Source organism: Streptococcus suis (assembly GCF_016743335.1).
Lineage (GTDB): Bacteria > Bacillota > Bacilli > Lactobacillales > Streptococcaceae > Streptococcus > Streptococcus suis_Y.
Genome location: NZ_WCJE01000023.1, coordinates 26,142 through 37,540 on the forward strand (window position 1 = coordinate 26,142; position 11,399 = coordinate 37,540).

General features: G+C 41.0%; 17 protein-coding genes. 14 read left to right on the forward strand and 3 right to left on the reverse strand.

The annotated features are described in order from the left end of the window. Window position 1: 1 nt before the first annotated feature. The 3 genes from yaaA to F9856_RS07590 all read right to left on the reverse strand — a co-directional run bounded on the left by yaaA (window position 2) and on the right by F9856_RS07590 (window position 3,257). The gene (gene yaaA / locus F9856_RS07580; protein ID WP_024398007.1) at window positions 2-385 is read right to left on the reverse strand and encodes a S4 domain-containing protein YaaA; all 384 of its coding nucleotides are present in this window, start codon (window positions 383-385) and stop codon (window positions 2-4) included. Window positions 386-522: 137 nt separating this feature from the next. Then, a complete protein-coding gene (locus F9856_RS07585; RefSeq protein ID WP_202106247.1) occupies window positions 523-1,689 on the reverse strand; it encodes a site-specific integrase in 1,167 nt (388 codons plus the stop codon). Between the two features lie 824 nt (window positions 1,690-2,513). After that, complete coding sequence (locus F9856_RS07590) at window positions 2,514-3,257, reverse strand: XRE family transcriptional regulator (RefSeq protein WP_202106235.1); 744 nt, start codon at window positions 3,255-3,257, stop codon at window positions 2,514-2,516. Window positions 3,258-3,431: 174 nt separating this feature from the next. Here F9856_RS07590 and F9856_RS07595 point away from each other — a divergent pair, with 174 nt between their 5' ends. The 14 genes from F9856_RS07595 to F9856_RS07660 all read left to right on the forward strand — a co-directional run bounded on the left by F9856_RS07595 (window position 3,432) and on the right by F9856_RS07660 (window position 11,344). Further along, entirely contained in the window at window positions 3,432-3,626 is a 195-nt protein-coding gene (locus tag F9856_RS07595; protein ID WP_202106236.1) for a helix-turn-helix transcriptional regulator, read from the forward strand. Window positions 3,627-3,663: 37 nt separating this feature from the next. Continuing rightward, window positions 3,664-4,422: a BRO family protein gene (locus F9856_RS07600; RefSeq protein WP_202106237.1), complete on the forward strand. Its 759-nt coding sequence runs from the start codon at window positions 3,664-3,666 to the stop codon at window positions 4,420-4,422. A 3-nt stretch (window positions 4,423-4,425) separates the two neighbouring features. Next, window positions 4,426-5,049, forward strand: a complete 624-nt coding sequence (locus F9856_RS07605) for a Rha family transcriptional regulator (protein WP_202106238.1) — start codon at window positions 4,426-4,428, stop codon at window positions 5,047-5,049. A 473-nt stretch (window positions 5,050-5,522) separates the two neighbouring features. After that, window positions 5,523-5,951, forward strand: a complete 429-nt coding sequence (locus F9856_RS07610) for a hypothetical protein (protein WP_202106239.1) — start codon at window positions 5,523-5,525, stop codon at window positions 5,949-5,951. A gap of 207 nt (window positions 5,952-6,158) precedes the next feature. Next, window positions 6,159-6,497: a hypothetical protein gene (locus F9856_RS07615; protein WP_099775930.1), complete on the forward strand. Its 339-nt coding sequence runs from the start codon at window positions 6,159-6,161 to the stop codon at window positions 6,495-6,497. After that, window positions 6,487-6,771: an XRE family transcriptional regulator gene (locus tag F9856_RS07620; protein WP_202106240.1), complete on the forward strand. Its 285-nt coding sequence runs from the start codon at window positions 6,487-6,489 to the stop codon at window positions 6,769-6,771. The genes F9856_RS07615 and F9856_RS07620 overlap by 11 nt, the downstream gene beginning before the upstream one ends. Further along, on the forward strand, window positions 6,758-7,564 hold the full coding sequence (locus tag F9856_RS07625; RefSeq protein WP_202106241.1) for a phage replisome organizer N-terminal domain-containing protein: 807 nt from the start codon (window positions 6,758-6,760) through the stop codon (window positions 7,562-7,564). Before F9856_RS07620 ends, F9856_RS07625 begins: the two co-directional genes overlap by 14 nt. 14 nt (window positions 7,565-7,578) lie before the next feature. Beyond that, complete coding sequence (locus F9856_RS07630) at window positions 7,579-8,430, forward strand: ATP-binding protein (RefSeq protein ID WP_202106242.1); 852 nt, start codon at window positions 7,579-7,581, stop codon at window positions 8,428-8,430. Window positions 8,431-8,434: 4 nt separating this feature from the next. Beyond that, window positions 8,435-9,010 (forward strand): hypothetical protein, encoded by a 576-nt coding sequence (locus F9856_RS07635; RefSeq protein WP_202106243.1) that lies wholly within the window; start codon window positions 8,435-8,437, stop codon window positions 9,008-9,010. A gap of 52 nt (window positions 9,011-9,062) precedes the next feature. Beyond that, complete coding sequence (locus F9856_RS07640; protein WP_202106244.1) at window positions 9,063-9,461, forward strand: hypothetical protein; 399 nt, start codon at window positions 9,063-9,065, stop codon at window positions 9,459-9,461. A 53-nt stretch (window positions 9,462-9,514) separates the two neighbouring features. Continuing rightward, the gene (locus tag F9856_RS12185; protein WP_236659572.1) at window positions 9,515-10,018 is read left to right on the forward strand and encodes a hypothetical protein; all 504 of its coding nucleotides are present in this window, start codon (window positions 9,515-9,517) and stop codon (window positions 10,016-10,018) included. Between the two features lie 112 nt (window positions 10,019-10,130). After that, window positions 10,131-10,556 carry an ArpU family phage packaging/lysis transcriptional regulator gene (locus F9856_RS07650; protein WP_236659573.1) on the forward strand — a complete coding sequence of 142 codons (426 nt, stop codon included), beginning with the start codon at window positions 10,131-10,133 and terminating at the stop codon, window positions 10,554-10,556. 184 nt (window positions 10,557-10,740) lie between these two features. After that, a complete protein-coding gene (locus F9856_RS07655; protein WP_002941795.1) occupies window positions 10,741-10,932 on the forward strand; it encodes a type II toxin-antitoxin system HicA family toxin in 192 nt (63 codons plus the stop codon). A gap of 34 nt (window positions 10,933-10,966) precedes the next feature. Beyond that, window positions 10,967-11,344, forward strand: a complete 378-nt coding sequence (locus F9856_RS07660) for a type II toxin-antitoxin system HicB family antitoxin (RefSeq protein ID WP_002941801.1) — start codon at window positions 10,967-10,969, stop codon at window positions 11,342-11,344. Window positions 11,345-11,399 lie beyond the last annotated feature (55 nt).

Below are 11,399 nucleotides of genomic sequence, written 5' to 3' on the forward strand. Positions count from 1 at the left end.
TTTACATACCAGGGAAACGAACAGGTTTTCTTTCAGTATTTTTAGTTGCTTTTTTAGGAATTTTTACCTGTTTCTTATTCTTTTTATTTTCTTGATTTAACTTTTTAACGATTGCAGCTACACGTTCTTTTTCAGCTTGCTCCTCTTGGTGCTGTTTGATTTCCTCTGCACTAGGAGCGACGATTGTGATGCTGGTGTTGTGGTCTGGGAGTGTGATAACATCTCCGACACGGATTTTTTTACCGCGTCTTTTTTCATCCTCTCCATTGAAAAGAATGGTATTTTCTTCTAAGAAACCTTTAATGGCACCTCCTGAATGGAGAATACCAGTCGTTTTTAACAATGCTTGTAATGTGATGTAGTCATCAAATAATTTAAATTCCATAAGTCACCTCGTTACAGAATATTATATCACAAAATGGTATGTTTCGTTTTTCACGCGCTGGAAACCCAGTCATATCAAGGATTTTTACAGTGCTGTAAACTACTGTAAACCGAATTTGTTCCCCTTTTTGTTCACCCTCAAAGGTTTTCTAGAGCTTTTTCATAAAATGTAACAGCATGCTTTGCTTTTTCTTTTGAAAGGTGGCTATAGATGTCCATTGTCATTGATATTCTAGAATGACCAAGACGATGCTGGAGTTCCTTGTAGGGTATTCCGGAGTTAAGCAGTAGGCTAGCGTGCGTGTGGCGGAAGCCGTGGAAACCGATATTAGGCAGCCCAATATTCTTCAGGCGAGTGGTCAACCTGTTCCCTAGGGTCTTATCCTCAGGATAGTCATGGATAAAGTCGGAAAATACTACCGTTTCAGAACGTCCGAGGGTCCAAGCCTCTTGTATCTGTCGCCGTCTGTATTCTTTCAGCATGGCTACTGTCTGGCTATCGATGTCTATATCGCGTATGCTAGCGTTTGATTTTGGGGAGTTTATTGAGCCGTAGCGGTTGAGTGTTTTTGTGATGCTAATGGTGGCGTTGTTCAAGTCAATATCTGACCAGCTAAGCGCTAGGGCTTCATTGATACGGCAACCAGTGGCCAGCAAGAACTTGTATAGGGTGGCTTCATACAGATTTCTGTAATTGGTTAAGTCTAAGCCGTCCAAGTAGCCAAGAAACTGTTTAAGCTGCTCGCCGTTGAAATGTTTTACCTTCTTCCGAGTGGCTTTTTTTGCGTTCCTGGGCAATATGACTTCCCGAGCTGGATTGTATGGCAGAACTTGCATAACAACACCGTATTGCAATATACGTTTGTTCAGCGCGTGGATTTTGTCATAGTGTAGATAGGCACCCGCTTCCCCTGTATTTGCTTTGTCTGCTAATTTGATGACGATGCTTTGGATGAGTGGGGTCGTCAGTTTATCGAGCTTATAGGCTCCAAAAAGTGGTATAACATGATTTTTCAGTAAGCCCCTGATGTTCCCGCGAGTATTTGGCTTTACTGTGTGCTTATAGCTATTCCACCACAATTCTGCCAACTCTTTATAACTGGTTATGGTGGCACTTTGGTAGCGTGTTGCCCCGTCTGTTTTAAAAGTTGCAATAGCTTGCTGAGTTTTGTTTTTAACCTCCTTCTTGGTCCTACCCGTGACATTAGTCTTGACTTTCTTACCAGTGATGGCATCTACACCAAGATAGACACTTGCACGGTACACAGTAGCACCGTTTTTCTTTTTTACTTCAATAATCTTCATGGTTATAAACCTTTCCATCAGCAGGCAAGCTGTTATTAAAAAGATTTTAGAATGTTTTAGGTTTATATCATGCGTAGGCTTACGAGAATAGCCCTATTTTCGTTTATTTTAAGTGGGTAGGGTAAATATACCAGTCGAGAGTTAAAAGCGAATACAGACGATTTTGGAGCGTTTGACAGGGTGAGCGGTATTCTGATATGATAGACAAGCCCCCGGACTTTATTGAAGGGAGGTGATACCGTGGCGGAATTCATACTTACCACGTTTTTTCTGCCTTTGTTGGTTGGTATTCTGACAGTACTGTTTGAATATTGGCTAAACAATCGCAGAAAGTAGCCCCAGGGGCAAAAGAAAAACCCTCAACGTTGCGACCGTTGGGGGCTTTTTTGATACCGTGCTAACATTCTTACCACGTTTGTTAACACCATCAGTATAGCACCCCCTTATTCAGTTGTCAAATGGTTTTATCTTACCTTTGATGGTCACACACCACCCTAGAAGCATTAAAACCTAGCAAAGTACCAGAATAACACGGATTTACATTGCTTTTTGTGTTCGTATCATGATGATAATACCACGCGCCGAATGCTAAGGTTTGCTAAGGTATAGCTAATATAGTAGCTATGGTTTGCTAAGGTTACTAAAATATACAACCTGACAAAACCTTACATTTTTTTTGGCTATTGACTTTTCTTGACTTTTTTCATCTACTGACAAAAACTGACTTTTTTCACTCCACACAGTCACCAGAAAGCCCCTAGGCGCGTGAAAACACCTTGGTAGGGTAAATGTACCCGAGAAGTGTTTGAACGTGGTGAAAGGGCTTAGATAACCCTATCACTACCAACGACAGAAAAAACTTTGATATGTGTATCCTCAGACGGTGGGAAATCTATGACAATATCATTGTATTTTTTATTGATCGATACCAAACGCAAGCCAGTAGCTTCAGTGTAGACCCTCTTCAAGTAGGTTTTATCATCAACCACAACGGCGCAGACTTGTCCAGAGTATGAAGAAATGCCCTTATCCCTCAAATAGATGACATCGCCATCATGGTAGTTTGGGGTCATGCTATCGCCGTCAACGATTGAAGCTATATCATGCTTTGGCGGTTCGTTGGTAACTTGGACGGTAATCACATCATTATCATCATAGCCAAAACCGACACCAGCGGCAAGCCGTGAAACGGCTTTGACTTCGTAAGTGATAGCCAATTCTTCAACGATTGAAGCATTTTGTTTATGTAGTAACTCTCTACCATAATCAACCCAGATAGCACGATTTGAGGAAGTCAAAGTATTGGCAAGGGTGACTATATCGCTATCAATGTTAGAAGAATGAACGACAGAAGTTTTTTTCTCAATCAAATCAGACTTATTTACACCAAAATAGTTTGCCATTATTTCTATTTTGTCGATACGCGGATAAGTCTTTGCATTAACCCAATCGAGAACAGTTGTATATTTGAAATCTAAAGCTAGTGCCATTTGGCGAGGATTTAGCCCTTTCCTATCTAGCAATCTCTTTATATTTTCTGCTATTATCTGCTTATTTCCTAGCGACATAACCGCACCGCCTTTCTTTGTATTACGGTTTAATTATACGGTTAAAGCATACAGAAAGCAAGAAAAAAGAAAAAAAGTTAAAAAATAATTAAAAAACGCTTGACAAGTACGGTAATACCGTTTATACTAAAAACACGGTTAAGCCGTTCATAAAGTAAAAAAGGAGGTGAAGCAATGAACAAGTACACGCTGAAAGCTCTACGAGCTAACGCAGATATGAAACAAACGGAAGTGGCTGAAAAGCTTGGTATTTCTACCACTACTTGGAGCAAATGGGAAAACAAGAAGCGTTTTCCAACCGTTGACCAAGCCGAAAAGATTTCAAAACTTTTCAATGTGGCTTATGATGACATTATTTTTTTACCATGATAGACGGTTATACCGTTCATAGAAAGGAGCAAGGACCATGAGGAGAAACTACAGTAAAGTCATTGAAGAAATGCGAACCACTCACGGGTTGAACTTGGTCGCTATTGGTCAGCGTATCGGAACAGACCCCCGAACAGTTGGCAAGTGGGCACAGGGCAAGCACCAACCCAACAAGGACAGCAGAAAGAAAATCAATAATCTATACAGAGAGGTAAAGCAGGACATGACAACGCAAGTAAGTATTTTTGATGAAACTAACGATAACGGTCGCTATTTACAAGTTATCCATACGGATAATTTTCACGGACACCCGCTAGATGTTTACGGCGATTTTGAAAATCCATTATTCATGGCTAGAGAAGTGGCTGAAATGATTGAGTATACAAAGACAAGCCAAGGTTACTATGATGTACAGGCGATGTTGAGGAAAGTAGATGACGATGAAAAAGTAAAATGTACACCTTTAGAAGGTACTACGAAAAATTTTCGTAGCGGGCAGACGATGTGGTTTTTAACCGAGTACGGACTATATGAAGTGCTTATGCGTTCAAGCAAACCAAAAGCTAAGGAATTCCGAAAAGCAGTCAAGCAAATCTTAAAAGAAATCCGAACACAAGGCTACTACATGCAAGGCGAACTAATCCAAGACCAACCGACAAACCAGCCCCTACCAGGTATCAGCGACCTAACTTATATCAAGAATAAAATCGCTGAGGTGCAGGAAATGGACAACCTAGCAGACATCACTGCAGGGCTTGAACGAGTGGCTAAGCTAGTGGCAGTGATTGGAGGTTAGCCAATGGAATTAGTTTACATGGACGGACGGAAAGAGCCATATACAACAAGCGAGATAATCGCAGAATGTGCTGGAGTACAACACCACACTGTTACACGCCTATTGAGAAATCACAAAGAACGATTTGAGGCGTTTGGATTTTATGGATTTGAAATCCATAAATTAGACGGAAAAGGCAGACCCAAAAAGGTCTATCACTTAAACGAGCAACAAGCGACTTTATTGATCACTTATCTGGATAACACTCCCCAGGTTGTCAAATTCAAAACAAACCTAGTCCGAGCATTCTTTGAAATGCGTGATGAGGTGGCAGAGTTTCGCTATCAGAGGGCATTAGAAAAGCCCAAACGTAAGGCACTACATGAAGCTATTGAAACATGGCAGGAAGCCCCAAAACACGCGCACAGCACTGTTACAAACTTGTTGCTAAAGGGAACTACTGGAATGAATAAACGCCAGCTAGTGGCACACCGTGGCGGTCATAATGGTGTTGATAGCCTAACCAGCCAAGAGCTTATCAGATACCAAGCATTAGAAGACATGGCTATTGCTATGATCAACCTAGGCATGACATACCAAGACATCAAAAACATGGTATTCAGAAAAAACGCACCCCAAGGCGCGTGAGAGCAACAAAAAAAAGGCTTAACAGGGACCAACCAGCAAAGCCTTTTAACCACTAACTAAAACAAAATTAACAAGCAGGCAAGCTGTTATTAAAAAGATTTTAGTAAAGATTTAATAGCTAGATTATACCATATCTAGGATATTATGACCATACAGAGGGGCGCTAACCCTTAAAACTGGAGTAGAAAAGTATTAGGTGCTGGTATCGGCATTAGGTTGCAATGGACCCAGGGCAACCTAGACCGCCCTAAGAAAATTACACACAGCAAGGTTATTATTTTGGCACAGGCTTACACGACCACAGGGGCAACCTGATAAGTCTGAGGCGGGCAACCGCTGGGGATAGTCTGGGCTAGTATAGAAATGTATAAAGAAAAAAGTATAGTAAAGAAATCAAGCCTTTTACACACGGAAAAAGCCCATCAGGGCCATTACACAGAAAATCATAAACAACAAAACGAGGTAAAAACTACATGAAACAGTATTTTGAACAGTTTGAAGAAAAGTTACAAATCACAGAAGAAAAATTGGACATTCTGAGCGAGTGGCATGTCGCCAAAGGTCACAAGGGAGCTACTGAAATCGCTGAAGAGTGTAGGACGGCTATTACAACACTCTGGATGGAGTTTTACAGGCTTTCAGAGGCTTATAAAGTGGCTGAGGCGGACCATGAAGAGTTTTATCAAGCGAATGTAAACAACTTGCTTGGAGAGCTTAAAAAGCACGACAATGAAATCACGGAGCGATACAAGAAAGCCCCTGAGTGGTTGCTATTCAATTTTTTAGATAAGGCTATCAAAGAAAATAATTTGAGTAACGGCATTACACACGCTACTGCTTCCACTTGGACTTATTTACGCAGTCTAGTTATCAAAGATCTAAAAGAGCGAGGGTTACTATAATGCAAGAAATGACAATTGAAACAGCGTTAACGCTTATCGCAATACTAACACCGCTGAATATCTTTCTATGGCTACATTTAGGAACGTATCAGCTCCATAACAAGCCCAAAATCAAGTCAGAGGGTAACAATACCCGACGGCTGACAAATGCGAACTACGGGGCTTATATTCAAGCACAGGGCAGATATTACAATTAGGGGGAAACGAATGACAAAAAAACAACTACCACCACACTTATATAAAGTTTTCAAGCTCCTACCGCTTGGAATGGACTTACCAATCACAGGGGCGGACATTGAGCGGCTAACAGGTTTGGACGTTCGAACCATTCGGGAGCATATCCGCCAGCTAATAGTTGACTATGGCATACCCGTTTGTGGCGGGCGTGATAACAAGCAAGGGGGATACTATATCCCCCAGAATGAAGTGGAACGACTTGCTGGAGTGCTACCGCTCCAACGTCAATACGACCAGGAGCATAAGCGTATCCACGCGCTTCTAACCGCAGATTTACAAGACTGGAGGAAGTATAGAGATGAGGCTTGAACTAACCGCACAAAGTGAAACGGACCTAAAAACGGGCATTCTGGAACTTATAGGGAACTATCTGGAGGCGCGTGAGAGGGTTAAGCCAAAACTTACTGGACTGATTACAGCCCAACAGTTGAAGGATGAGCTAGGTATAAAAAATAAGACTTTGAAACGCTGGGAAGATAACGGGCTAAGACGTTACCAGCCCCCGCTAGAAGACACTAGGAAAATCTTTTACAGGGTCAGTGATGTTTTGAAATTTTTGGGGGTGGAGAATGGCAAAAACTAAAATATATTTTTGGTTGAAGATTGATAAAAAATTTTTTGACAATATTTTTATTAAGAGACTGAAGACTATTCCAGGCGGTTACACTATGACAGTAATTTACATCCGTCTTATGCTTGAAAGTTTAGAAAGTGATTGCATTCTCTACTACGAAGGTTATTTTGAAAATCTCAAGGAAGAATTGGCTTTGAAGTTGGATGTGTCGGAAGATGATATCGATATGACCATGGCATACTTTACAAAATGCGGACTAATTCAGATTGACGAAGACCAAAACGCAGAATTACCACAGGCTAAAGCTATGGTTATGAGTGAAACAAACTGGGCCAGTTACAAGCGGGAACAACGACAGAATAAAGAGAGGTTGGACAATGTCCAAAAGTCTTTGACAAATTCCAACTTGTGTCCAACAGAGATAGAGTTAGAGATAGATATAGAGTTAGAGAAAGAGAAAGAGCAACAGCAAGAAGAAAAAAATGCGGCTGCTGGAGCTGGTAAAAATATCATCTTTGAAAAACTCAAAGAAGCATTTGGTGAAATGGCAATTAGTGGAACTGTCACCCAAGAAGTCGAAGACCTATTAAAGGTTCATGGGCAACGCTTAGTATTGTATGCCTTAGACGAAACTATCCTGAACGGTGGGAGGTCGATCAGATATACTCGTTCTATTCTGGAACGCTGGCAGGGTCAAGGTCTAAAGACTATCGAACAAGTAAAGCAGAACAAAGTGGACTTCGAAGCGATGAAACAACCTAGGCAAGATAGTCCGGACAATTTCCCAGAAGTGCCATTTTAGAAAGGGGACAGGAATTGAGAAATCCATTTCAGAATTTACAGCACCTTAGACAGTTAGAAGTGACTTGCCCACTACATAACATCCCATTAGTCCAACTTGATAGAGCTGTCAAGGTGGTTGGAGAAGACAAACCACGGAAGCTAGAGCCTTTTTGTCCTGAGTGCGAGCAAGAACAAAAGCAACAACAGGAACAAAGGGCAGTAGAAGAGCATTTGAACGCTGGGCTTTACTCAAGGACCTATAATGTGCTTATGCGAGATAGCACAATTCCAAGAGAACTAGAGGGGGCTAGTTTTAATACTTTCAAAGCAGAAACTGCCGAGGAAAAACAGCTACTAGCTTTCGCTAAAGGGCAGGCGGAAAAGTATCTTGCAGGGCTCAAAGCAAATACCCTTATCACAGGCTCTACAGGCATCGGAAAAAGCCATCTAAGTATTGCAATGGCTAAAGCGATAAACGAGGGCTACAAGGCGAAAGGAGAGCCTAAAAGCGTGCTCTTTGTAAACCTGACAGAACTTGTCAAAAAAATCAAGGAAGGTTGGAACTACGGACAAGGGGCAAAACTGACAGAATTTGAGGCGGTGGAGTTGCTGAAGTCAGTCGATTATCTGATTTTAGATGATCTAGGGGCAAAAAATGCGATTATTAAACCCAAAAGCGACTGGGAACAGGACCTGCTTTTTGATATTTTGAATAGTCGTGAGAATACAATCATCAACACTAATCTAAGTGGGTCAGAGTTGAAGACAGTTTACAACGAGCGGAACTATAGCCGTATTTTGAAAGGCTTAGAAGGTAATTCTTTCAAGTCGTTTACAATCAAGGATAAACGCTACTCAATCAACAAACTAAAACAAGGAGAATAATACCATGACATTAAAAACTATTTCAGACACACCAAATACATTTGCATTTAACTACACATTCAAAGACCACGACACCGCACAAGTCGCAGGGCATGCGCTTATGGGCTACATGACAGGAACATTTGAACAACCAGCTATTGAAGTGAGCTACCACAATGACGGACAGGGCGGATATGCTAACCGTTTGGTGGCGGAGTATACAGCAGATACTGAACTTACTGAAACATTCAAGCGGATTTGTGACGGTTTTAAAGACTATTACAACAATCCTGATGAGTTAACAGGCGTAGACTTGGACGACTACGAACAAGAACAGAAAATCGAACAAGAGTATATCCGTCAGCGCACGGAACAACTCAAGCAGTCAGAGAGCTTTGACAGCTTACTAAAAAAAGTGGCTGGGTTAGAGCTTGAACTGATGGAACTAGCTGACAGCGTGCTAGACGATGATTATCCTGATATGGCAGTGAATGGGGTATGGGAGAATATGACGGCCGTAGATGATGAAGCAAGAAAGTTACTGAAGGAGCTTGATCCCGAAGATAACTATTGCGCTTTGTGGAAGTATTCAGCAGAATAGCAGAGAGAGGCTACAGCCTCTTTTTGTGCTAAAATTAGAGAGGAATAACATAATGAAAAATAAAGGTGGTAGACCTACAAAAATGACACAAGGAACGGTAAAGAAATTAGAGGAAGCATTTTTAAGAGGTTTAAGCGACGAAGAAGCTTGTTTGTATGCGAATATTTCAAAACCAACCCTTTATGATTATTGTAAGAAAAATCCACAGTTTTCTGACCGAAAAGAGCTACTGAAGCAACGACTGAAAACACGCGCAAAGTTGAACATATCTAACGCCATAGAGGATGGAGACGTGGCTATTTCCAAATGGTACTTAGAGCGGAAAGATGATGAATTTAAAACCAAGACAAAACTAGAACATGATGGTATGGTATCCGTTGCGCCTCATAATCCGTTTGAAGATTTGACGGTTGAAGAGTTACGAGCAATCATTGCTGAAGATGCGGAATAATGGTACTTAAGCCAATAGTTTTGGGTTTTTACAGTATAGGGGTATTTTTTTGAATGAAAGTATTGTATATAGAGGCATTTACCAGAGCTATGAAAAAGAAAGGAATAACTCAGGGAAAGGCTGAATTAGACGGTTACCCCTTGACGATTGATTTAGATAACCTTTTTATTGTTATGGGTAGAGAGAGCTTTGAATTGGCCAGAATACCAGGGACAAAAGGCGGTTATAGATATTTCTTTCTTTGCCCTGATTGTGGTAGGCGGTGCAGAAAGCTCTATAAGCGGTATCTGTATTTTAGTTGCGGGAATTGCCAACAAGTCCATAAGCAGACACTAAACCGCAGTAAGACGGACTGCCAATATTATTGGGAACGCGCACTAAGGGAGGCTAGGAAGGTCCAACCAGGGTGGACCCCTGAACGTGGCGGATATATGTTTGATGGCTTTCCTAGCCGTCCAAAGAGAATGAAGCGTGATAGATATTATAAACATTATCAAAGGTTTTTGAACTATGTTAGAAAAGGTAATAGCTATTGGCTGAGAGGGTTGTCACGGTGACAATGTTTCAGATACGGTGGCGCGTGATTAAACAAAAAAAGCCAAGGCACTCTCTGCCTCAGCTAATAGTAATATCGCAAAGACTATTATACCACAGTTGGAGGGCGCTAGCTTGATTTTTTTAGATACGATGATAGACGAAAAGAAAACCATAGCGATCACTAAACGATATTTGAAACAATATCCACGCTTGAAAACCATAGCACGCACTACCACCACTTTACAAAGTAGTTGGAATGTATCGGATAAGGTAAAAACAGGAACGACCCGAAACACGCACGAAAATAAATTACTGAACGCTATCGCAGTGAGTCAGGAAGTGGAAGAGATAGAGCGAGCTATCTCAAACTTGGATAAGTTATATAGTGACATACTGACAGAGAAGTATATCAAGCGACAGAAAACAGGTTTGGCACTCTATGAAGGATTTTACATGGGAAAGTCAGCATTTTATGAAACATTACAAACAGCTTTGTTAGACTTTGCTTGTATATTCAAGAATGGGAAATTATTGCAGTATAAAGATGAACAGGCTTAATATTCGTAAATACCCCCATCTTTTTTCAACGGGGGTGGGTTTGTTCGGGGTTCAACGACGCCGCCCTCTTCCGTGCACAATTTTCCCTTTTTGAAATTTTTTAGGAATGTAAGACAAATAGCATAATCTATTGACAAATGCGCATAATGCGTATATAATAAATAATGTAAGGAGGTAGAGCGCTATGCCACTTACTGGAAAAGAAATGGCAAAACTTGCAGAGGCTAACGGGTGGAAAGAAATCCGAGTTAATGGAAGTCACCACCATTTCAAAAAAGAAGGATTTTCAAAAATAGTCACAATTCCAGTTCATGGAAACAAGGACTTGGGAAAAGGGTTAGAAAAGAAAATCCTGAAAGATTTGGGGCTACTTTGAATGCCCCTCCTCTTTCGCTTTTGGAGGTAGAAACATGTTAAAATCTTACCCAGCTATTTTTCATAAAGACGAACAAGGTTATTGGGTGGAGTTCCCAGAGTTTAGTGGTGGTACTCAAGGGGATAACCTTGAGGAAGCTATGTACAATGCCCGTGAGTTTTTAGAAAGCTCTATTGCCCTTTATATTGACGAGGGGATGGAGTTACCAAAAGCAAGCGATATAAAGGAGTTAAGCGCTCCTGATGGCTTTGTTTCAATGATACAAGCTGACCCAACACCGTATATTAAGAATAATAAAGCAATTAGAAAGAATGTGACAGTGCCTGAATGGTTAACAAAACTAGCAGACCGTGAGGGTTTGAACTATTCGGAAATTTTAACAACGGCTTTAGAAACACGATTACAAGTGTAAACATGATATAATACACTTATTAGCAATCAAAAAAGCGCATCAATTTGATACGCTA